Below are 21515 nucleotides of genomic sequence, written 5' to 3'. Positions count from 1 at the left end.
GAGCACTCTTCGCCTTTCAAACATCCAGGCTTAATACGTTCTTCATGAGAGTGCGATACAGTTCTCGCTCTGGCATTGATCATCACACGAGGAATAGATGGATTTTCTTTCGACTCGCAGTTGTCGTGGGTCGAGTCTTTGTAATTTTCTTATTGAGCCTGCCCTGGGCGGCTGAGGGAAGCATGCGAACAAGTAGTCGATCGACTGGTTTCACGTTGGTGGAACTGTTAGTGGTCATTGCGATCATTGGAATTCTGGTAGGACTGTTGCTACCAGCAGTGCAGGCGGCACGCGAAGCGGCCCGACGCATGCAGTGTTCGAACAATCTGAAACAAATGGGCCTGGCCATTCATAACTATGAAAGCGCCTACAAGGCTTTGCCCATTGGTGCGATGACTTCCAATCCTCGTAAAGGTGAACCGAGTTCGTACGACGATGACGGATACGGTTGGGGCACGGCTCTGCTGCCATTCATGGAGCAAACTGCACTCTACAACCAACTCTCCTCTGGTCCCATGCCGTTGGGTACTCCTGGTGCGCTCGAACTCTACTGGCGTGCCAATGGTGCGCCAGCGACTGGTTTCCCGATTCCGGGCGGAGCGACTCCTCTGCCCGTCTACAAGTGCCCATCGTCAGCTATACCAGCTATCGTCCCGCCAGTTTTCACTATTCCTGGCGCTCGTGCCGCAACGCCGGTTTCCACGACTTGGACGATTGGCTATGCCACCAACGATTACAAGTGTGCGGGAGGTTCTCAGCGCGGTGACTTTGGGATTATGCACAAACTCTGGGAAACACCATCCGGACGAAAATTTGGCGATGTAACTGACGGACTTAGCAACACTCTGGCGATCTGTGAAGCCACCATTGTGCAAGGTAACACTTCGACGAAATGGGGCGGCTCAGCAACTCCAGACAACCCAGGCAACGTTCAAGACTGGGGAATTTGGATCGGTCCACCTGGCAGCGACGAATGTATTCGCGTCAACGGCCGCTACAGCGCCCCGATCAATGCTGCCACCAATCCCAACAACTGGTTTGACGCCATCAATGACGATAGCGCTGCCAGCTACCACACGGGCGGCGCGCAGTTCGTCTTCGCCGACGGCTCCGTGCACTTCATCGCGCAGAGCATTGAAAACACTACCTACAGCAATCTGCACGACATTTCCGATGGCCAAGTCCTGGGCACCTGGCAGTGATCCTCAGCAGTAAGAAAGTCTGGATGGCCATGTTTAAGAACGTGTTTACGCTGAGAATTTATTTATGTACTTTGCCACTGGCAGGCGTGCTGCTTGGCTGTGACGGGGTCGAACAATTCCCAAGGGGCGAGGTCACGGGACTGGTTACCTGCGATGGCAAACCGGTGCCCAAGGCCATTGTTTACTTCGAGCCCATCAAGTCGGACAAGAATGCACTAATTGGCCAACAAGGCTTCGGCCTGACTGATCAAGAAGGGCGATATGTCATTTCGACTTATGGTGAAAAAGATGGTGCAGTACTCGGCAAGCACTTGGTACGCGTTGGCAAATCAGAAACCAGTCCACCATGCGACTGCGCTTTGATCGCCGACGTCGTCTTGAAAGAAGTTTCGGTAGTCGAAGGCAAAAACGACATACCCATTGAACTGAAGAAGGCCAACGCTGCGGATCGCCAACGCGAGAAACAGTTGCAGAAACAGCAAGAAGATTAGGGTTACCTCCCCCCAGCTAAGACAGCCAGCAGTCACTCCCGTTGGCTGCCTTAGCTTTTTTCGTATTCTATGGTGCGCATGCAGTCTTCGTCTCAGCCATCCGCTCGTGATAAACTCTGGAGCTTCAATAGCCCGGTTGACGCCTCCAGTTGCGTCTTCTTCCGCATCGCCTTTGGTGCCATGCTGGCCAGTTGGGCGTGGGACTACCTGAGCACCGATCGCGTGGGACACATGTACGTCGTCCCTCAATTTCACTTTACCTATTATCTGTTGGATTGGGTGCAGCCATGGGAAGGCAATGGCATGTACCTCCATTTCATGGGGCTGTGCGTGCTGGCATGCGCGATCTGCGCGGGGTGCTTCTACCGCATATCCGCCACGCTTTTTGCCATTGGTTTCATCTACGTTTTGCTGCTTGATCGCACCAACTATCAGAATCACTACTACCTCATCGCGCTAGTGAGCGTGTGGCTGCCCGTCATGCCGCTGCATCGCTATTTGTCAGTCGATGCCTGGCGGGCTGGTTGGCAGCAGAACTGGGTCATGCCGCAATGGGTTCTTTATGTGTTGCGCTTCCATATCGCTTTGCCATATTTCTTTGGCGGCATCGCCAAGCTCGACGGTGATTGGCTGCTGGGCGTGCCCATGCAGCAAATGCTCGAATCCAAACAGAGCATGCCAATCCTGGGAACGATCATCTCAGCACCTAACATGGGCATGGCCTTCGCCTGGGCTGGATTGCTGCTTGATTTGTTGGTCGTGCCATTGTTGCTGTGGAAGCCAACCCGCGCGTGGGCCTATGTCGCAGCAGTGGGATTTCATCTCATGAACTCCGCTCTGTTTGACATTCACGTCTTCCCATGGTTCATGATCGTCGCGTCCACCATTTTCTTCGCGCCAGATTGGCCGAGACGCCTGCTATCGCCACCGCACACTTCGAAAATCGAAGAGGTAGCAACAACAGTCGCTAGCACTAAACTCAATCCCACCTCCGCCTACGGCGGGCCGGTTTGGTATCGCCCCCTCTCGCATTTTACGTGCGGTTTAATCGTGACATATTGCCTGTTCCATTGTGTCTGGCCCCTACGGCATCTAGTTTATTCGCCGAATCCTAGTTGGACCGAACAGGGGCATCACTTTGCCTGGCGCATGATGCTGCGTGGCAAGAAGGTGGTTTTGGGCTACGCAATTCGCGATCAGGTCAGTGGCCAAGTTATCAACGGTGATGCCAAGAAGTTTCTCAATGCCGAGCAGGCTGAAAAATTTGGCAAAGACCCGGAGATGATCCTGCACATGGCGCATTACCTGGCGGCAGACTACAAACGCACGACCGGACATGCAGTCTCGGTTTACGCGTTGGTTTTTACATCGCTCAATGGGCGAAAGCCAGAGCTAATGATGGATCCCAACGTCGATCTTGTTCGCGAACCGCGCGGTTGGCATACGCGCACCTGGCTCATGCCCCAGAAAGAGCCGCTTCAAAGTCCAGCTTGGGACGTTCTGCCGGAGCGCTGGCGAGAATACATCGAGATGCCCAAACTTGAGTTCCTCAATCCAGAAGCGACCAAATGACTGCAGGCGAAACGTTTTAGTATCGGAGCGACTTCACACGCTTTTCACGTTCTTCGTAGCCAAAGCTGAAAGGTTTAGGAATACAAACAGTTTGGTCAGTTGGCCATTGCAGGCTTAGAGGATTCACAACCGTCACTGGAATATCGGATCGTGGTTGACTTTGCGAGAGAATTGATGATGGACCTGCTTGCCATGAACCGCGAGACCAGTGAGCCAGTGGAGCGTCCGACAATCACCCAACTCATGGATCTGCTGACAGAAGTCTACGATGGCTCCAACATCCAGCGCTGCATTGAGTGCGTGGTGACCTTGCCGGGCAATATCGAAGGCGAACTGAACTTCATTCGAGTCAACACGCCGCGTCTGGGTGAATTTCGTGGTTGGCTGGTCCAGATGACTACCGCTGACGAATACAACTCGTTCTTACTTGCAATCATGAATGGTGCTGGCCAAGCGCTGCGCATCCCGGTCACTGAAATCGAGCTGTTGGGCTGTTTGGATCACGTGGATTCGCGTTGTTTGTTATCCCATCAAGACCTGCTGAACTGGATACCGCTGGAGTTCTCTGCGGCCGCCTCGCCGACGCGATATCGCTGGATCGACTTCTCCATTGCGCTCAAAGGGTAGCCACCGCCGCCAGGCGGTGGATTTGGCCTCCAACTGATTTCCACCGTCTGGCGACGATGGCTACCGATTCCACCGTCTGGCGACGGTGGCTACCTGAGCCTTATTTTTCGTTAACCGCCTTCGAGTACTTGCATGCAATACAAAACCCCAACCATCCTCTGGCTGGTCGCTTTCTTCTACGTACAGTTCCTGCCCTGGGTCGCAGGCGAGGACTGGCCAATGTGGCGTGGGCCGCGCGGGGATGGAGTTAGTTCCGAAACGGCCGTCCCGTTGAAATGGAGCGACACCGAAAACGTCCGCTGGAAATGTCCGATTCCCGGGCGTGGCTTGTCTTCGCCAATCGTTGCGGGCGAAGCAACTTATGTCACCACGTTTATGTCGGAACATAATTCTCGTCGATTAATAAAGGTAAATCGAGATTCGGGCAAAATCGAATGGGACGTTGAAATTCATCAAGGGCCCATCGAAAAACAGCATCGCTTCAACTCGTGCGCGTCGAGTACTCCAGCGGCCGACTCGCAGTCGGTGTATTGCCTGGCGGTCGATGATGAGAAGATGTGGGTCGTGGCGGTAGGAATCGATGGCCAGGTGCGCTGGAAGGTGTCACCAGGAGGCTTTGGATCCCAACATGGATTCGCAGCTTCGCCGATTCTGGTAGATGACAAGCTGATTGTTAACGGCCAGCAAGATGGCGAAGCATTCATCGTCGCCCTGGACTGTCGAACTGGCGAAACGTGCTGGCAACACAAACCTGCGATTAACCTACGCTCGTTCTCGACTCCCGTACTCACGAGCTTCGAGGGTCACCCGCAGTTGATTGTCACCGGTGCCAACCAAACCATTGGTCTGAGCCCGACGACGGGCAAGTTGATTTGGTTCGTTGAAGGACCCAATCAGAAGGCAGTTTGTACGCCTTCAGTCGCCGACGGAATCGTATTCAGCTTCGCTGGTTCACCTGCGGAGAAAGCCATGGCCATACGCTTGGGTGGTCATGGCGACGTTACCGCTTCACACGTGCTGTGGCGAAATGAAAAGGCCATGCCCTATGTCCCTTCGCCAGTGTTAGCCGGCGGCCTGCTGCATGTGATCAATGATGCAGGTATCTATAACTGCATCGAACCAGCCACTGGGAAAGTCCTAAACACGGTGCGTCGCGGTGGCAACACATATAGCTCACCGGTCGCTGCAGCCGGTCGCGTCTACCTATTTGAAGACAGCGGTCGATGCACAGTCATCGCCAACGATGCAAATTATTCCGTTCAAGCTATCAATGAGTTGGGTGAGGAGACGCAGTGTACCCCTGCGATCTCCGACGGGAATATCTTTGTGCGAACCACCGGACACCTGTGGTGTATCGGTCAGTGAGCGGCCGGTTGTTTTCGTGGTCAAATCCCGAAACTTCAATTGATCCTCATCAGTCCTTAATACAGCTTTGCTAACCTACTGCCTTAAACGGTGCCTTGAACTCGAGGGGTCATTCAGGATGAAATCTTCCGTTGTGCTGTTTTGTGCAAGTTTGTCGATCGCCTTTACTCAGTTGCAGCAGATTGATGCCCAAGAGAAGCCGCAGCCTGACACACTCAGCCAATCATTTCAGCAAGGTGTGGCCGGGTATACAAAAGCGATCGATACAGAAATTTGGGCACTGGCGCCCACTACCATCCTCGAGAGCAATACCAACGCAAGTTCAGACGCCAACAACGACGGGGGTGAGAGCCAAGTCTTGCTGCGATACGATGGGATCTTTGGTACGGCGTCTGACCAAATACCGCCCGGTTCACGAATCGTGGCAGCCAGGCTAGAGGTTAGCGCTTTCGATCAAGGCAGTACGGTCCACTTGCATCGCATGCTGGTGCCCTTTCCCCAATCGGTGACTTGGAATTCACTGGTGGCCGGTGTTTCAGCCGATGGCGTCGAAGCCTCGCGCCACAAGGATAGCCTCACCTTTGGCAAGATTGCGGCCAATACATCGACCGTCTATTTCGATGTTACCGATACCGTGCAACGGTGGAGTGGCGGTAAACCGAATTATGGCTGGGTCTTTATCAACACCGGTGGCAATGGTTGGGACTTTTATACGTCCGATCACGAAGATCCGAAACAACGTCCGAAGTTGGTGATCGAGTTTCGCCCAAAGCCAGCTGAATCGGGCGATGACAAACAAGCACTTTTGCGCTGATCACCTGGCCGAGCCAAAGATCGCCTTTGGACGTTTTCTATTTCTGCACAACACTTTCAATTGGATTCTGAAATGGCACGAGCAGCACATCGACTTAATCGCCGCGAAATGGTCTACGTGGGTTGGTTGGCGGGGGCAGGTTTGACGTTGGGCGATGTCTTGAAGAGCAGTGCAAGGGAACGATCTGCGACACACGATTTGAACTTCGGCAAGGCCAAGTCGGTGATTCATATCTATTTGCAGGGCGGCTTTGCTCAAACCGACAGTTTTGACCCCAAGCCGGATGCGCCTGCCGAGTATCGAGGCATCTTATCGCCCGTTGAGACTGCTATCTCAGGTGTTCAGTTCAGCTCGCATATGGCCTCCACAGCCAAAGTGGCTGACAAACTGACCGTCGTGCGCAGCATGACACACACAGAAGTGGATCATAGCCGTGGCGAACATAGTATGTTCACCGGCTATCGTCCCAGCCCCGCTTTGGTGTATCCCAGCGTTGGTAGCGTCGTAGCGCACGAACTGGGCGCGCAGAAGTCGTTACCACCCTACGTGTGTGTGCCCAATCAAGGCAGTCAGTACCTTGGTAGCGGCTACTTGAGCAATGCTTATGGACCATTTGCCTTGGGGGCCGATCCATCGCGTTCTAATTTCACTGTTCGTGACCTATCGCTACCCCAGGGAATTGATGAAAAGCGATTTGCTCAGCGAAAAGGATTTAAAAAGCTGGTCGATGACCATTTTGGAGCCATCAGTCGCGATGATTCGATCGCCACGATGGACTCGTTCTATCAGCGAGCCTACGATCTGCTCTCTTCCCCACAAGCTCGCGATGCCTTTAGCTTCAAAGGCGAAACGGATGCGACCAAAGAACTTTATGGGATGAAAGCGTGGGGTCCCGTAATTCGTCCTTCAGCGGGCTCGCGTTTGTTGTTGGCTCGACGGTTGGTTGAGGCGGGTGTCCGATTCGTTACAGTCACCTACGGTGCCTGGGATACACACGCGTTTCATTACCGTGGCATTGAGGTTCAAATGCCCGACTTCGATCGCGCGTTTGCTGGCTTGATTCAAGATCTAGACAGTCGCGGGCTTTTGGATGAAACATTGGTGCTTGTGACAAGCGAGTTTGGTCGAACACCCAAGATCAATGCGGGCGGAGGGCGCGATCACTGGCCCCGAGTCTTCAGTATCCTGATGGCTGGTGGCGGAACCAAACGCGGCTACGTTCACGGTGCTTCAGATTCACTGGCTGCTGAACCAGCAGATAGTCCGCTTTCGGTTGAGGACTATGTCTCCACTGTTTATCACCTAGTTGGTATAGACCCTCGCAAAGATTTGATGTCGCCTGGCGCCCGACCCCAACCCATTGTCATGAATGGAAAGGTTGAGCAGCGTCTGCTGGGCTAAGTGAAAAGCGCCAGCGATTTTTCGGTAGCCAACGCTGCCAAGCAGCGGATTTCGTCGCCCGCCTAATCCACCGTCTGGCGACGGTGGCTACCCACCTTATCCCGGGAAAGCGTTTGAACGCCATGCGGTTAGCATTATTGTTTCTTTGCCTCGGCTGTTGTGGTTCCGTCACTACGGCGGCCGATGCGCCCTCGATTGAATCGGTCGATTCTCCAGCCATTCAGCGCGGAACTTCGAGTTCGCTTACCGTGACGGGCGCAAACCTGGCTGGCACGCGAGAAGTATTGTTCTACCAGCCTGGTATCGCGTGTCGATCCATTGAGGCTAAAAGCGACGAAGAGTTACAGCTGCATTTGTTTGTAGACAGTGACTGCCGTGCAGGTATGCAAGCATTTCGATTGAGAACAGATGCGGGTTATTCGGAGCTTTGGACGCTGGCTGTGACTGCTTTACCAGTCGTTCATGATTTGCCAACTGATGCCAAGCTGAGGATCGGTAGCAGTGTTATGGGAGACTTGAGCGATGGCCAGAAGGATCGATTTCAAATAACACTTCAGTCAGGTCAATATCTGTCAATCGACGTGGAAGCGATCCGTTTGGGCATCGACATGGTCGATACTGCCCTCGTAGTTCGCGACCCCAACGGGCAAGCCATCCAGCAGGTGGATGATTCCTATCTCTATCATCAGGATCCGATCTGTTCGTTCATAGCCACGCAAGCGGGTGACCACACGATCGAAGTGAGTGATGCCGGACGTAACGCGGGTGAACGCGCGGTTTACTTGCTGCATATCAGCGATGGTCCTCGCCCACTATCTGTTTTTCCGCTGGGTGGCCAGCCGGGCAGTTCTATCGAACTAACTTTTTTCGGGGACGCTCCAGGCCCATGGGCTTCGCAACATGTGTTGCCCGATCACGAAACAAGCGCCGCACCCTTTCAATTGTGGGCCCAGCGCGATGGCAAGATTTCTGCTACACCACTACCGTTCCGGCTCTCGCAGTTACCCAACGTAGTTGAAACCACTGGCAACGATGACTGGGCTTATGGGACCAATGTACACACGATAGAAGTACCAGCCGCCCTCAATGGCATTATCGAGACGGCACTTGATCGTGACTGTTTTTGGGCTCACGGAATTGCGGGCCAAAAGTTGGATGTCGAGGTGTTTGCATTTCGACTGGGATCAGCGGCCGATACCTTGCTGACGGTTGTCGATGCGCAGATGGAAGTGCTGGCCGCGAGCGATGACGTGGATTCGCTGGACAGTCGGGTCGAATTCGTAGTTCCCAGCGACGGCCGTTTTGGTGTTGCCATCGAAGAGAAACGTGGGAAAGGTGGGCCAGAGTTTACCTACCGCGTTGAAATCAGTTCGGTTAAAAACACAGCCGAAGTATTTTTGCCACGTCGCGATCGTGCCAGTCAGGACTTGCAGACGATTGCCGTCCCACAAGGCAATCGAGTGTTAGCGCTGATGGCTGTTCGCAAAGACGACGCCAGTGGTGAAACCCATGTTCGCTTTCCACAGCTTCCGCCGGGCATGAAGACCTATTACCAGCAGCCTCGCGCCGACCAGGCGATCATCCCGGTTGTCTTCGAAGCAGCCGAAGATGCAGAACTGGCAGGACAACTAGTGCCCGTCGAAGTCAGCGTCCTATCGCCTACTGGTACCGCCACTGGACAGTTTCATCAAGTGACCGACTTGGTTCGCGGCCCGGCCGATGCAATCTACACCGAACACCATGCCGATCGTCTGGCAGTCTGTGCCAAGGAAACTTCCCCGATCGCAATCAAGGTCGCGCAGCCCACAGCTGCACTTGTCCAAGATGGTACGCTTGATCTGACAGTTGATATCCAGCGAGAGCCGGGATTCAACGGTGAAGTGATTCTCTCCCTTCCCTGGTTGCCCGCGTGGATCGATGGCGAGCCTCGTGTAACAGTCCCTGCCGACAAGTCGCAAACAACGATTCGACTGCGGGCGTGGAAACAAGCCGAAGCTGCTACATGGCCCATCGTCTTAGAAGCTGTTGCCGGTGGGGCCGCTGGACGTCGGCGAAGTCGAAACGTTGGAGGCGGTGGCGCAGGTGGAGAACCTCCACCCTCCGGTGCCACAGGTCCGACGGTCGCTTCGTTACCGATCGAGCTGGCAGTGACCAGCCCACCGGCGGCTGGAAATTTTGTCCCGGCCGCCGCAGAGCAGGGCCAAGAGATCGAAGTCGTGTGTTCTTTGAAGGCGAATGAACAACTTCGTTCAGTTACCCAACTTGTAGCCACTCTGGAAGGCCTGCCCAATCGCGTCGATTTCCAACCCGTGCAGCTCGATGCCCCTTCGGCTGAGATTCGATTCAAAGTTCAATTGGAGTCCACCGCTCCCATCGGCCATTACGTCGGCCTGGCATGCAGGCTGACTGGAAAGATCGCTGAGGAGTCCGTTTCCTTCGTAGTGGCGCGCGATGGTGAACTGACCATTGACGAGCCCGGGCGAATCCTGCGTGATGAATCTGGCCGGCCACTAAATCGTATTGAAGCGCTTCGTAAAAGAACAGAGCAAGGAAAAGTCGAAACCAATGCACGCTGAAAAACAACTCTCGATGCGGCATGTCTATACCTGGATACTTGTGCTATTGGGTTGGCCTTGCGCAGCGCTGGCAGCAGAGCCACTTCAGGGAAAACTGCAAGTCTTCCCCGAACGCATATCGATCGCTTCGCCGCGTGATTCGCTGTCTATCGTGGCCATTTGGGTGTCACCTGATGGCAGCACTCGAGACGTCACTTCCGAAGCCCAAGTGAAATGCGATGACAAGATCGTGGCCTATTCCAACGAAGTGTTTGCGCCAATTGGCAATGGGAAGAGCGTCGCCACGCTCAGCTACGCCGATCACACGCTCGAATTGCCTGTCGATGTTCAGAGTCTGGACAAAGAAGACAAGTTGGGTTTCCGCAAACATATTCTGCCGATCTTTACCAAGGCAGGCTGCAACACGGGCAAGTGCCATGGAGCCGCTTCGGGCAAAGACGGATTTCGCCTGAGCCTATTTGGCTACGATCCGGCGGGCGATCATTTTCGCTTGACCAGAGAAATCGTGGGTCGACGTATCAACCTTGCCGATCCAGAAAATTGTTTGTTGATCAATAAAGCACTTGGCGTGGTGCCACACACCGGCGGTGGCTTAATCGACCAGGGCGATGAGAATTACGCCAAACTGATGGAGTGGATGCAAAGCGGCGCACCTGCCGATGATGAGCAGGCAGCAGTGCCAACCTCCATTTCCGTTTATCCACACCAGGCGATTTTTGCCAAACCATCTGAGTTGCAAAAGCTGATAGTAGTTGCAAGCTACAGCGATGGCACAATGCGCGACGTCAGTTCGCAAGCGGTCTACTTCTCCAACAACGAGGGAACCGCTATCGTCAACGATCAAGGCATGATTCAATCCACCGGTCCGGGTTCTGCGTTTGTAATGGCTCGCTTTGATCAGTTCACGGAAGGTGCATCTTTGATCGTGCGACCCGGGAATCCCTTTGAGTTTCCACAAATCGCTGAGCATAACTATATCGATACGCTGGTATACGAACGTCTGAAGAATTTGAACATCGTTCCTTCCGACCTGACCACGGACGAAGAATTTTTACGTCGCGCGTACTTGGATTTGACCGGTAAGCTGCCCGAACTCGATGCGCTCGATCAGTTTTTGAGCGATCCACAGACTGGCAAACGCGAGCGGCTGATCGAACAATTAATCCAGCAGCCTGACTTCCAGAAACTGTGGGTCATGCACTGGGCTGAACTCTTGCAGATTCGTACCAATAATGGCATGAGCCCCAAAGCGCTTAGTTTGTACGATCAATGGCTACGTGATCGGGTGTATTCCGGTTTGACCATCGACAAAATCGTGCGCGAACTCTTGCCCTCCAGCGGCGGCACTTTCTCGAATCCACCCACTAACTATTTTCAAACTGAAACTTCACCGCAGCTAATGGCCGAGAGTGTAGCTCAAGTGTTTTTGGGTACACGTATTCAATGTGCTCAGTGTCACAATCATCCCTTCGATCGCTGGACGATGGATGACTACTATGGGTTTGCAAACTTCTTTAGCCAGGTGGGTTATAAACCGGCAAGTGATCCGCGCGAGCTAACGATCTACAACTTGGGAGAGGGAGAGGTCAAGCACCCAATCGCCGGACGCCAGGTAGTTAGCAAATTCCTGGGTGGCGATTTTCCCCTACTCAATCCCGGCGAGGATTTCCGCCAGCCGTTGGCAACCTGGTTGACCAGCAAACAAAACCCGGCCTTTGCGCGGAACATTGCCAACGTTGTATGGTCGCACTTCTTCGGTATGGGCATTATCGATCCGATCGACGACTTCCGAGTCAGCAATCCGGCCAGCAATCCAGAACTACTGGATGCTCTCGCCAAGCGCTTGGTCGAATACAACTATGATGTGGGCAAGTTAGCGGCGGATATCTGCAAGTCGCGCACCTATCAATTGTCCGTCGCCACCAACCCTACCAACGAACTCGATCAGCGACATTTTTCGCATGGCAAGGTGCGCCGAATGCGTGCCGAAGTTCTGTTGGATTGTATTGTTCAAGTTACTGGTTCGCCCGAGCGATTGCCGGGGCTACCAGCCGACGGACGCGCGATTGAGCTTGCCGACGGCCCTAGCTCCAACTACTTCCTGACAACCTTTGGTCGCTCGACACGCGCGACACCTTGTTCCTGTGAAGTGAAGACAAGTCCCACTCTTTCACAAGCTCTCCATTTGCTAAATGGCGAATCAACCAATGGCAAGATACGCCAAGGAGGTCTGGTTCAGCGAACACTGGAACGCCTGCCTGATACGCAAGGCGTGGCGAAAGAACTTTATCGCGTGTGTTACTCGCGCTGTCCGTCGCCGGAGGAAGAGGTTGCCATCCAGCGGCAATTGGCCGAATATTCTACACCCCAGGAAGGCTTGGAAGATCTCTTCTGGGCCTTGTTGAATTCGAACGAGTTTGTTTTCAATCACTAATTTTTAGCCAATCATCTGAAGTGGATGCATCGACGTGCATTGTATTAAGAAACTTAAGTCAATATGTCCCATTCGGTTCAGGCAGAGCCGCACCTGGCAGCTGTGTCTCGTGGCGTTGGCGGGCTGCACTGGGATGTACTCTGGTCCAATTGCAAACGCTGAAGACAAAGTCCCACTAGCCGAACAAGCGAAAGCTGTGTTCAAGAAACGCTGTGTGAGTTGTCACAGTCAGTCACAAGCCCGTGGTGGCTTGGACATGACGACGCTGGAGGGCATTGGCGCTGGCTCCAATTCAGGAGCCGTCATTGAGCCGGGCAATCCACAAGAGAGTTTGCTGTTCACGTTGGCTGCACATCAAGATTCACCTAAAATGCCCCCCAACGCGCCGCGCATTCCGCAGCGCGAACTCAATTCCATTTCCGCCTGGATATCGAGTCTGGCAGAACAAACTTCAGGTGCGCCGGTTCCCGCGATGATGTCTGCTGACTCTGAATCGGACGCGTCGACAATTAACGCAGCAACTTTGTTAGACGGTCTGGTGGATGTCCAGCCCTTGCCGGGTCCGATGGCCATCACTGCTCTCGCCAGTTCTGGATCGCTAATAGCGATCTCGGGCTATCGTCAAGTATTGCTGTTCGATGCGGCTCAACAACAATGGCGCGGTGCATTGAATTTTCCTGAAGGAGACGTGCTGGCGCTCAAGTTTTCCAAAGACGGTCAGAAACTAGTGGCTGCCGGTGGCGTGGGTGGGCTCTCGGGCAGCATCGTTTGTTGGGATGTACGGTCGCTAAACCGCCTCGCGCATATACAACTCGAAGATGACGTCGTCCTGGCATTGGACATCTCACCAGAGGGCTCGGAGGTCGCTGTGGGTGGCCCCAAACGCGTCATTGAATTGATTGACCTGGCGACCGGCACTCGGCGACACGTCTTGCGAAAGCACGCCGACTGGGTGACGCAGTTGGCCTACAGCCACGATGGCGTTCTGCTGGCCAGCGGCGATCGTTTCGGCAGTGTCTATTTGTGGGAAGCCCAAGCAGGCGTACAGTTTGATACCGTGGGCAGTCATTTAAGCGCCGTAACTGGTTTGCAATGGAGTACCGACTCCAATCAGCTATGGTCATCGAGCAAAGATGGATTCTTGCAACTGTGGGATGTACAAAAAAACAGTATCGCACATCGCTGGCCTGTATCTGACAAAGGTGTGGCTGCGTTGAGCGCGGGGGCTGATCAACTCTATACGATCGACAATGACCAGCGACTGCTGCAGTACAGTTCAAACGGCCAACAGCAGCTGCTGGCTCGCTTCGAACAGCAGCCAACGGCTTTGGCGATAGTTCATTCGTCAACGGCGGAGGTTGCGGTGGGCAATTTCGTGGCTGAGGTTCATCGCGTAAGCCTCGTCTCGCCAGACATTCAGAGTATCGTTACTTTGCCGCAAGAACCTCGGAAGGTTGTGGCTAGTCGATTTCCACCGCGACCGGTCGATCGTCAAATCCAAGCGATGAAAGCTGCCGAAACTCATGATTCGGTTACTTTAAGAGAATCGGACCAAGACAAGCTGCAGCTGACCCGACAAGCCATCGCGACTTCTCGCGCTTTGCTGGAGCAAACACAGAAGAGCCTGGTCGAACTTGAGCTGAAGATTTCGGAGCTACAACACCTAATTGAGCGACTCGAAGAACCGTCGAAATGAGTAGACTCGACTGTGCGCTCGTAGCCACCGCTGCCACGCTGCCACGCGGTGGACGACTAGATACAGCGCATCCACCGTCTGGCGACGGTGGCTACGAGCGGCATATTCACGCATTCTTAAAAACCCTCAGAGGAGCGAGTTCTTCCTACAACAAATTGTGAATCTGAATTGACCCATTCGAGCGGCTAGGTTTTCGGTAGCAATTCGATTCTAATCGGGCCTGACTTGTGACTGCATGCACACTGGTATCCCACCACGTACTCATGGTATCGCCCGATGCCTTTCGACTATCGATTTGATCGTGAGCTTGAGATAATTGTTATGGTATCCTCTTGCACGTCTACGCTGGAGGATTGCGCGGCATGTGTGCATGCTCTGATTCTGGACGTCGAGATGCCGTCGGCAGCGCCGATTCTGATTGATTCGAGCCAGTCCTCGACAAATCTGTCCGTGTCGGACGTCTCCCAGAAAGCGCGCTTGACTCGCGAATTGGCTCAACGTTTCAAATGTCGTATCGCCTACTTCGTTACTGGTGTTGGTCTGGTGACACCCTACGCAATGGTATCATTTATGGCCAATCAGGAAGGTGCCGATGTGCACACCTTCACCAGTCGAGACGATGCAATTGCCTGGCTTAGTGAAGCCAAAACATCGAGAGCATAGATCCTCGGCCATACAAAGCGCACCCGGTGTCCAAGTGCAATTCGCTCGCCGAGCACTCTGCATTACTTTACATGTAAAGTACTTATGCAACCTTCAAACGCGGCTAGACCAACGGCCTGCGCCCCTGCAGGAGTCGCACAACGATTATGACAAGCACGATGACCAGCAGCAGGTGAATTAAACTGCCCGCCACGGGTATCACCAACCAGCCGAGTAACCAGAGAATAATCAAGAAGACAACGAGCGTTTCCAGAGTGTAACGAGACATTTGAATTGCGGCTTTCTTGGTGAGTTCCGAGTCATGGACTCCGAGAAAGCAACGGCCATCGTTTCTCGATCACCCCTTTATACCATGTCCCGCAACTTACGTCATTGCGTAGCTCAGACGTTGTACTGAACATAACTCTGTCCGTGGTCAACGGTTTGCCGTGACCTTCGACGGGCCGTGGTCCTGGAGCGGCACCGGATTCACCAGGACCGCGTGGCCCGCCGAGCCCATTTCGGCCCGGCGTAGGACCGGAACCATCAGGGACGATCTGACCCTCCAGGTCGCGAACTCATTTTCTTGAGCGACTCTAGTTGATCGTTCGTTAAAACGGCTGCCAGTCGCTCTTCGAACATGGCTTGCAGTTTAAGAAGCTCATCGTGTTGCGATTCGCTGAGTTTCAATTCATCTAACATGAACTTGGACAAGACTATGCCTGGTTTGTCCGATGGAAGACCCATCTCGTGGTGTTGGCGACCACCAAATCCTAGTCCATCGTGTCTCGGTCCATCATGTCTTGGTCCATCATGTCTTGGTCCATCATGTCTTGGTCCATCATGTCTTGGTCCATCGTGTCTTGGTCCATCGTGTCTTGGTCCATCGTGTCTTGGTCCATCGTGTCTTGGTCCATCGTGTCTTGGTCCATCGTGCCTTGGTCCATCGTGCCTTGGTCCATCGTGCCTTGGTCCATCGTGCCTTGGTCCATCATGCCTTGGTCCATCATGCCTTGGTCCATCATGCCTTGGACCCTCATGCATTGGACCCTCATGCATTGGACCCTCATGCATTGGTCCATCATGTCTTTGTCCATCGTGTCTCGGTCCAACGTGTCTCGGTCCATCGTGCCGTGGACCAGCGTTTCCCGGTGCAGCGTGATCCGAACCACCTCTGTTGGGGCCATGTCCATGGCGGTTGCGATGTTGAAAACCACCTGGACCGCGTCCTCCGGGCGGTGGTCCCATGCCCGGTCCACGTGGCGGTTGATTGCTGGTCGATTCATCTTCTAGTATCTGGGACAATTCATCTTTCGTGGTGACATTATCAGGTGGCTGGGCGGCCACCGTTGACCCAGTGGTCAGAATCAAAATTGTGAAAGCCAAGTATTTCATCGTGTTACCCCCAAGAGACGCTGACAGAGAGATTGTGTGTGAAGAAACGCGATTGCGAGCCCAACCAATCGCGAACTCGAATCGCTGGGCGACACTTCAGCATCGCCCGCTACTCTGACACCGCAATAACGAAACGCGATTCCACACGCGCCAGAAATTTCTTGTCCGGTTTATTTGGTCAACAATTTGCGATCTCGCATCGACAAGTCGTTGGTCAAAAATTGCAATGCGTGCAAGTTGATCGTCAATAAGGTTTGATACTATGTCTGGAGGGTCTGTTGGGAATTATCGGCAGTCCACAGTCGGTCTGAAATTCCTGGACGGCGCGGAAATGGGTCCACACTGCTTCCAACCAATGTCCATTAACCATAACGCTAGCCATGACCGAAACCAGGAGTTGGCCAGCAGGAAACGCTTGGCGATCATTCGTCAAGTCATGCGCGATAGAACCTATGCGATTGCGTTGCAGATGATGCCTGGTTACCAGGCTCCGCCTGGTAACCCACCGCCTTGCAGGTTCCGTCTGCGAAATAGAATAATGGAGGCAAAGCCACTTGAACACGGAACCGAGGTGAATGAGAGGAGAGTCTGTTTTCATGAGCATGCTGTGCAGCTTTTACCGAATTACCGCATCGCAAACCCAGAATCTACTGGCGTGCCCCGATTTGGTGAACGATCTAATGTCCGGCTGTGAAGCTGAAGGAGAATGGCCCGCGGCTTTCATCATTTCCGGTGGCCAGGACGTTGGGCCAGACTTGGGCTATGGACCGGCACGCTTACTGAGTTCTGCATTAACGCAGGAAGTCGCTGACTTCCTGACAACGCAGTCATACCAGAAGTTCGATGCGGCTTACGTCGAACACGACATTCTGCACCGCAAAATCTACTGGACCGTCTCGTCAGAACCGACTGCAAGGCAGCGCGAGCTCGATGAGTTGTGGAGCAGGGTCCAAGACATGCGAAGCTACTTCGAACAGACCATCCAGGCGCGTGGTTCCATTCTCGTCCAAATCTACTAAACCGCAGTTCTTTTCTGAATACCGTAGTGCGATCTGCCCCTGGCCTTTCTGCCGGGGCTGTCTATCGATTCTCATCGCCAACTTGCGCCCCCGTACGAAAGCTCAAAAAAACTGAAGATTCCGCGAAGGATTTGCCTTGACCACGCAAATAGCTGTGTAGTGTCTGCTTAGGCTGCACCGAATTTAAACATTGGCCCGGCGAAGGAGAGGGATCTTGAGAGTAAGTAGTGTTGAGCAAGTCGTTTGTGTAGCCTGCATTAGCTTGTGCTTAGTTGCCGCGAATCACTCGATTGCAGTGGGCGCCGAGCCGTTCAAATCGCAGAACGTGTGGTCCATGCAACTTGAATTTAGCGACGCGGAGCGAGCAGCGCTCGAGCCCGCCGCTCCTCAAGCTCTAGCACCAGGTGGCCCGGTACCAGCGCAGCCATTGCGATTGCCGAACGAGGCAGCGCCGACCCGCGAATCGGTAACCAATATGTTTGGTACCAAGTTCAACTGGGTTAAAGCCACTTTGCAATTCGCCGAGTCGACGGATCCGGCCGCTGCTACACGAGACATCCCTTGTCGCGTGCGTTACGACGGCGACTTCACCTATATGCTGGCTGGCCCGAGCCCCAAGCGACCGATGTTTATCGAGCTGCTGGAGGGCCAGGAAATACAGGGGGCAACTGCCTTTCGCTTGCACACCATGCAATTCGATACAACTATGTTGCGCGAGAGAGTGGCCGAGCATGTCTTCAGATCGCTGGAATTGCCCGTCACTAGATCCATGCACGCGGAACTCAGTTTCGCCACCGGCCAACAAGCGGCTGAGGCAATTGGGCTTTACACAGCCATAGAAGCAGTCGACAGTGCCTTCAAAAATTCGCATGGCATACCCGAGTCGGCCTGGACAGCCCAGACCAACGGATTCAACACATTACAGTTCATGGGCGATCAGTGGTCGGGTTATGCGATGCTGTTCCGATCTGCGGCTTTGCCAAGTAAAGCGCATCAAGATCGCCTGCTCGCATTTGCCAAGATCTTGACGCCTGAATCTAAAACTGACTTTCCACAGCAACTTGGTCAGTTTATGCAGGTCGACGAACTGCTGCGATACCTGGCGGCCCACTCGCTGACTGCCAACGTGTCCGGATTTTCGGCTATCGGCGTCAATGACCATCTGTGTGTTGATGCACAGACTGGTCAACTGCGAATCGTGGCAAGCGAATTCGAAACGGCCCTGGGAGGAGCCGCACTGTCGGGTTCGCCCGAGCAGTTAGCCAACTTAAGTCTGCTCCATCCGTATGCCGGACAAAGTCCACTGATCGATCCACTGCTGAAAAGTGAAGTCACGCGCGAGCAGTACTTCTCGATTCTTCGCCAGGCTACCAACACCTTCTTTGCATCGGAAGCCATGGCTGAGGTGATTCAGGCCCTCGAGGCGTCGTCAGCCGTCGCGCGAGCTGCCGAAACGACTCGCGCGCAAGAGCGATTGAAACAAATGGCCGGTCCCTTTGGTGGAGCGGGGTTCGGTGGTCAACCTCCCGCGCCACCCACGCTTCGTCCAATGGATTTCATCGATCGACGAATCGCTTCGATCAAACGACAACTTACACCCAACGAGGAAGGCTATATCCCACCTATACCAAACTTCGGTGGAATGGGCGGTGCGCCGGCGGGGCCCAACTTGGGCGGTGGCCGAGGCTTTAACACTTCCAACGAACCGATCACTGCGCAAGGATTTCGCGAGGCTGTGCAAGTTCCCAGCGGCTTTGAAGCCACTCTGTTCGCCAAAGCCCCACAGCTCAATTACCCGGTGGCGATCGCATGTGAACCAACTGGCGCCATCTATGTTGCCAGTGACCAACAAGGTTCATTAGGAACTGACAAAGGCGGTGGCAGAGTGCTGCGCTGTGTCGACGATAACGGCGACGGACAAATGGACAGGGTCACCACGTTCTGCAAAGTCGACCACGTGCGCGGCGTAACTTATCGAGCTGGTTCGGTTTGGGTGTGCCATCCTCCGTACCTATCCGTCTTTCACGATGATGATGGCGATGGAGTAGCAGATCGCCAACAGCAACTCGTCAGCGGACTTACTTCTGACCTGGTCAATACTCGTGGTGGCGATCACACAACCAATGCTGTTCGTTTGGGCATTGATGGTTGGCTATACATTTGCGATGGCGACTACGGTATTCCGGCGGCCGAAGGTGTGGACGGTTCGAAAGTTGTGCTGCGCGGCGGCGGAATCTTGCGCGTGCGTCCCGATGGCACCGAACTCGAACTGTTTGCATCTGGCTTGAGGAACCCTTTCGATATTGCCATCGATTCGCAGTTGAACATGTTCACGCGCGACAACACCAACGATGGTGGCGGTTGGGATACACGCGTGAGCCAGTTGTACTCTTCAGCCGAGTATGGTTACCCGCGATTGTTCGCTAACTTCTCGGATGAAATCATGCCCGCGCTGGGCAGCTATGGCAACGGCGGCGGCACAGGCAGCTTGTTCATCGAAGACGAAGCGTGGCCGCCGGCACTGAACAATTCATTGTTTACGGGCGACTGGGGACGCAGCGGTGTGTTTCATCACGCGATGCGGGCCGTGGACGCTACGTTCGACATCACTCAGGCCGATTGGGCCACGGTATCACGGGCTACCGGCATGGATCTGGATGCAAATGGCCACTTGTACGTGGCGAGTTGGTGGAGCGGCGAAGCTTCGGTTTATGTTGGTCCGCATGTAGGATTCGTTACCCGCATAACTCCGAGCGGACTTAAGGCGCGTAAGCTGCCCGAGCTCTCCAGCGCCACGCTAGCCGAACTAAACGCTCTGTTGCGATCGCCAAACGCGGTGGTCCGCTTTCACGCGCAAGGCGCGCTCATTAGACGTGGTCAAGAGCCTGACACGGCAGAGCTGCTGTCGGCCACTGCCAGTGATAGCACGTGTCCAATTGCTGGTCGCGTGGCGGCAATTTTCGCGCTCAAACAAGTACAAGGAACTGCGTGCCATGACTTGCTGCTGGTGTTGCTGCAGGACTCAGCAGTACGCGAATTCGCTCTCCGCGCCTTGGCGGATCGCAAGTCAGAACTGCAGGGACTGAGTTCAGATATCTTTGCAGCTTATCTGGATGATCCATCGCCGCGCGTCCAAGCCCAGGCGCTAATTGCTCTGGGGAGATTAGGAGCTACTGACGCTTCGACTAAGGTGATTGAACTCGCCGATGCGCCCAGCACAGTACATCCCGATCCCAGTCAACCTCATCCTGAAATGGTGATTCCGCATCTGGCCCTCCGCACGTTGATTCAAACCCAGGCCGTGGAGCCTTGCGTGGCGGCGCTTGACACAGTCCACTGGCGCGGCGCCTTGCGCGCCCTACGATCGATGGTTGACGTTCGCGCGGTAGACGGGTTAATTGCGGCGCTGGCTAAGCAGCGGGATACGGATAGACGCCAAGCGATCCTGGTTACCCTCATTCGTCTGTATCAACACGAGCGCGACTACGATGGTTCATGGTGGGGAATTCGCCCTGATACAACTGGTCCCTATTATGATCCGGTCACTTGGGATCAGAGCTCGCGTATCGAGAGCGTGATACGCACGGCGATCGCTGAAGCGGATGTTGAACTGTCGCAAGTTCTGCGGGCCGAGTTGGCCAGGCATCAAGTTAGTCTGTCCGGATTACCCAACTCGAATAGTCCTATGGCTGAGCCAGCGACGATGACCATCAAGATTGAGCCTGTTGATCCCTCCAATGAAAATCAAATTGGCAACCTGTCATACGAACGCGCACTATCGCGCACGCTAGCGGCCACGGGTAATGCGGCATCGGGAGCGCAATTATTCAAAGCCCATGCCTGTGCTGCGTGCCACACCTCGGCTGCTGGACAGAAACCGGTTGGCCCGCATTTGGTGGACATTGGCAAGCGTTACAAGGCGAACGAACTGGTGGAGTCCATCTTGAAACCGAGCGAGAAAATCGCACAAGGTTTTGAGACCCAGGCCTTTTTACTGAGCGGAGGCAAGATTGTCACGGGCTTTGTTGTCAGCGAGAATGGTCGAGCGATCACGGTCCGCGACAGCCAAGGAAATTCGACGGTCGTGCCACGCGATGAAATTGAGGAACGCTCCCGCAAGTCCACCTCGGCTATGCCTGAGCAACTAGTCGGTAGCCTGGTTCCCGAGCAACTGGCAGATTTGATCGCCTACCTGCAGTCACTGTAAACTGTAGCGGAATGCGTCACGCATTTCGGAATGATCACTTCGAAACCGAAAGCCTTGACGGCTTCCGCTACGAA

At 54.2% G+C, this 21515-nt stretch carries 16 protein-coding genes; 13 read left to right on the top strand and 3 right to left on the bottom strand.

Annotated features, from left to right (window positions below):
- Positions 1–182: 182 nt before the first annotated feature.
- The 11 genes from SH573x_RS12965 (at position 183) to SH573x_RS12915 (ending at position 14841) form a co-directional block, all read left to right on the top strand.
- Entirely contained in the window at positions 183–1202 is a 1020-nt protein-coding gene (locus tag SH573x_RS12965; protein WP_479355646.1) for a DUF1559 family PulG-like putative transporter, read from the top strand.
- Between the two features lie 23 nt (positions 1203–1225).
- Positions 1226–1693 carry a hypothetical protein gene (locus SH573x_RS12960; protein WP_479355644.1) on the top strand — a complete coding sequence of 156 codons (468 nt, stop codon included), beginning with the start codon at positions 1226–1228 and terminating at the stop codon, positions 1691–1693.
- A gap of 78 nt (positions 1694–1771) precedes the next feature.
- Entirely contained in the window at positions 1772–3265 is a 1494-nt protein-coding gene (locus SH573x_RS12955; RefSeq protein ID WP_479355642.1) for an HTTM domain-containing protein, read from the top strand.
- A gap of 174 nt (positions 3266–3439) precedes the next feature.
- Positions 3440–3892 carry a hypothetical protein gene (locus SH573x_RS12950; RefSeq protein WP_479355641.1) on the top strand — a complete coding sequence of 151 codons (453 nt, stop codon included), beginning with the start codon at positions 3440–3442 and terminating at the stop codon, positions 3890–3892.
- 132 nt (positions 3893–4024) lie between these two features.
- Positions 4025–5257: an outer membrane protein assembly factor BamB family protein gene (locus SH573x_RS12945; protein WP_479355640.1), complete on the top strand. Its 1233-nt coding sequence runs from the start codon at positions 4025–4027 to the stop codon at positions 5255–5257.
- A gap of 118 nt (positions 5258–5375) precedes the next feature.
- Entirely contained in the window at positions 5376–6071 is a 696-nt protein-coding gene (locus SH573x_RS12940) for a DNRLRE domain-containing protein (RefSeq protein WP_479355638.1), read from the top strand.
- A 72-nt stretch (positions 6072–6143) separates the two neighbouring features.
- Positions 6144–7472: a DUF1501 domain-containing protein gene (locus SH573x_RS12935; protein ID WP_479355636.1), complete on the top strand. Its 1329-nt coding sequence runs from the start codon at positions 6144–6146 to the stop codon at positions 7470–7472.
- A gap of 122 nt (positions 7473–7594) precedes the next feature.
- On the top strand, positions 7595–10048 hold the full coding sequence (locus tag SH573x_RS12930; RefSeq protein ID WP_479355634.1) for a PPC domain-containing protein: 2454 nt from the start codon (positions 7595–7597) through the stop codon (positions 10046–10048).
- Positions 10038–12482: a DUF1549 and DUF1553 domain-containing protein gene (locus tag SH573x_RS12925; protein ID WP_479355633.1), complete on the top strand. Its 2445-nt coding sequence runs from the start codon at positions 10038–10040 to the stop codon at positions 12480–12482. Before SH573x_RS12930 ends, SH573x_RS12925 begins: the two co-directional genes overlap by 11 nt.
- Positions 12483–12615: 133 nt before the next feature.
- Entirely contained in the window at positions 12616–14178 is a 1563-nt protein-coding gene (locus SH573x_RS12920; RefSeq protein ID WP_479355631.1) for a WD40 repeat domain-containing protein, read from the top strand.
- Positions 14179–14499: 321 nt separating this feature from the next.
- The gene (locus SH573x_RS12915; protein WP_479355629.1) at positions 14500–14841 is read left to right on the top strand and encodes a hypothetical protein; all 342 of its coding nucleotides are present in this window, start codon (positions 14500–14502) and stop codon (positions 14839–14841) included.
- A gap of 103 nt (positions 14842–14944) precedes the next feature.
- On the opposite strand, the gene SH573x_RS12910 is transcribed toward SH573x_RS12915, so the two are convergent.
- From SH573x_RS12910 to SH573x_RS12900, 3 genes are all read right to left on the bottom strand, one after another.
- Complete coding sequence (locus tag SH573x_RS12910) at positions 14945–15109, bottom strand: lmo0937 family membrane protein (protein WP_479355628.1); 165 nt, start codon at positions 15107–15109, stop codon at positions 14945–14947.
- Between the two features lie 257 nt (positions 15110–15366).
- A complete protein-coding gene (locus tag SH573x_RS12905) occupies positions 15367–15567 on the bottom strand; it encodes a hypothetical protein (RefSeq protein ID WP_479355626.1) in 201 nt (66 codons plus the stop codon).
- A 26-nt stretch (positions 15568–15593) separates the two neighbouring features.
- The gene (locus SH573x_RS12900; RefSeq protein WP_479355625.1) at positions 15594–15860 is read right to left on the bottom strand and encodes a hypothetical protein; all 267 of its coding nucleotides are present in this window, start codon (positions 15858–15860) and stop codon (positions 15594–15596) included.
- 951 nt (positions 15861–16811) lie between these two features.
- Here SH573x_RS12900 and SH573x_RS12895 point away from each other — a divergent pair.
- Both SH573x_RS12895 and SH573x_RS12890 read left to right on the top strand, forming a co-directional pair.
- Positions 16812–17234 (top strand): DUF1877 family protein, encoded by a 423-nt coding sequence (locus SH573x_RS12895; RefSeq protein ID WP_479355623.1) that lies wholly within the window; start codon positions 16812–16814, stop codon positions 17232–17234.
- 334 nt (positions 17235–17568) lie between these two features.
- Complete coding sequence (locus SH573x_RS12890; protein WP_479355621.1) at positions 17569–21441, top strand: DUF7133 domain-containing protein; 3873 nt, start codon at positions 17569–17571, stop codon at positions 21439–21441.
- Positions 21442–21515 lie beyond the last annotated feature (74 nt).

The organism is Rania fehmarnensis, assembly GCF_056494185.1.
Note: the sequence above shows the minus strand (reverse complement) of the source record. Positions and strands in the feature narration are given on the sequence as shown.

Excerpts from the sequence above, each read along its gene's own strand:
- SH573x_RS12965 (WP_479355646.1), top strand. The coding sequence starts at position 183 with ATGCGAACAAGTAGTCGATCGACTGGTTTCACGTTGGTGGAACTGTTA.
- SH573x_RS12960 (WP_479355644.1), top strand. The coding sequence starts at position 1,226 with ATGGCCATGTTTAAGAACGTGTTTACGCTGAGAATTTATTTATGTACT.
- SH573x_RS12955 (WP_479355642.1), top strand. The coding sequence starts at position 1,772 with ATGCAGTCTTCGTCTCAGCCATCCGCTCGTGATAAACTCTGGAGCTTC.
- SH573x_RS12950 (WP_479355641.1), top strand. The coding sequence starts at position 3,440 with ATGATGGACCTGCTTGCCATGAACCGCGAGACCAGTGAGCCAGTGGAG.
- SH573x_RS12945 (WP_479355640.1), top strand. The coding sequence starts at position 4,025 with ATGCAATACAAAACCCCAACCATCCTCTGGCTGGTCGCTTTCTTCTAC.
- SH573x_RS12940 (WP_479355638.1), top strand. The coding sequence starts at position 5,376 with ATGAAATCTTCCGTTGTGCTGTTTTGTGCAAGTTTGTCGATCGCCTTT.
- SH573x_RS12935 (WP_479355636.1), top strand. The coding sequence starts at position 6,144 with ATGGCACGAGCAGCACATCGACTTAATCGCCGCGAAATGGTCTACGTG.
- SH573x_RS12930 (WP_479355634.1), top strand. The coding sequence starts at position 7,595 with ATGCGGTTAGCATTATTGTTTCTTTGCCTCGGCTGTTGTGGTTCCGTC.
- SH573x_RS12925 (WP_479355633.1), top strand. The coding sequence starts at position 10,038 with ATGCACGCTGAAAAACAACTCTCGATGCGGCATGTCTATACCTGGATA.
- SH573x_RS12920 (WP_479355631.1), top strand. The coding sequence starts at position 12,616 with ATGTACTCTGGTCCAATTGCAAACGCTGAAGACAAAGTCCCACTAGCC.
- SH573x_RS12915 (WP_479355629.1), top strand. The coding sequence starts at position 14,500 with ATGGTATCCTCTTGCACGTCTACGCTGGAGGATTGCGCGGCATGTGTG.
- SH573x_RS12910 (WP_479355628.1), bottom strand. The coding sequence starts at position 15,109 with ATGTCTCGTTACACTCTGGAAACGCTCGTTGTCTTCTTGATTATTCTC.
- SH573x_RS12905 (WP_479355626.1), bottom strand. The coding sequence starts at position 15,567 with ATGGGTCTTCCATCGGACAAACCAGGCATAGTCTTGTCCAAGTTCATG.
- SH573x_RS12900 (WP_479355625.1), bottom strand. The coding sequence starts at position 15,860 with ATGAGGGTCCAAGGCATGATGGACCAAGGCATGATGGACCAAGGCATG.
- SH573x_RS12895 (WP_479355623.1), top strand. The coding sequence starts at position 16,812 with ATGAGCATGCTGTGCAGCTTTTACCGAATTACCGCATCGCAAACCCAG.
- SH573x_RS12890 (WP_479355621.1), top strand. The coding sequence starts at position 17,569 with ATGCAACTTGAATTTAGCGACGCGGAGCGAGCAGCGCTCGAGCCCGCC.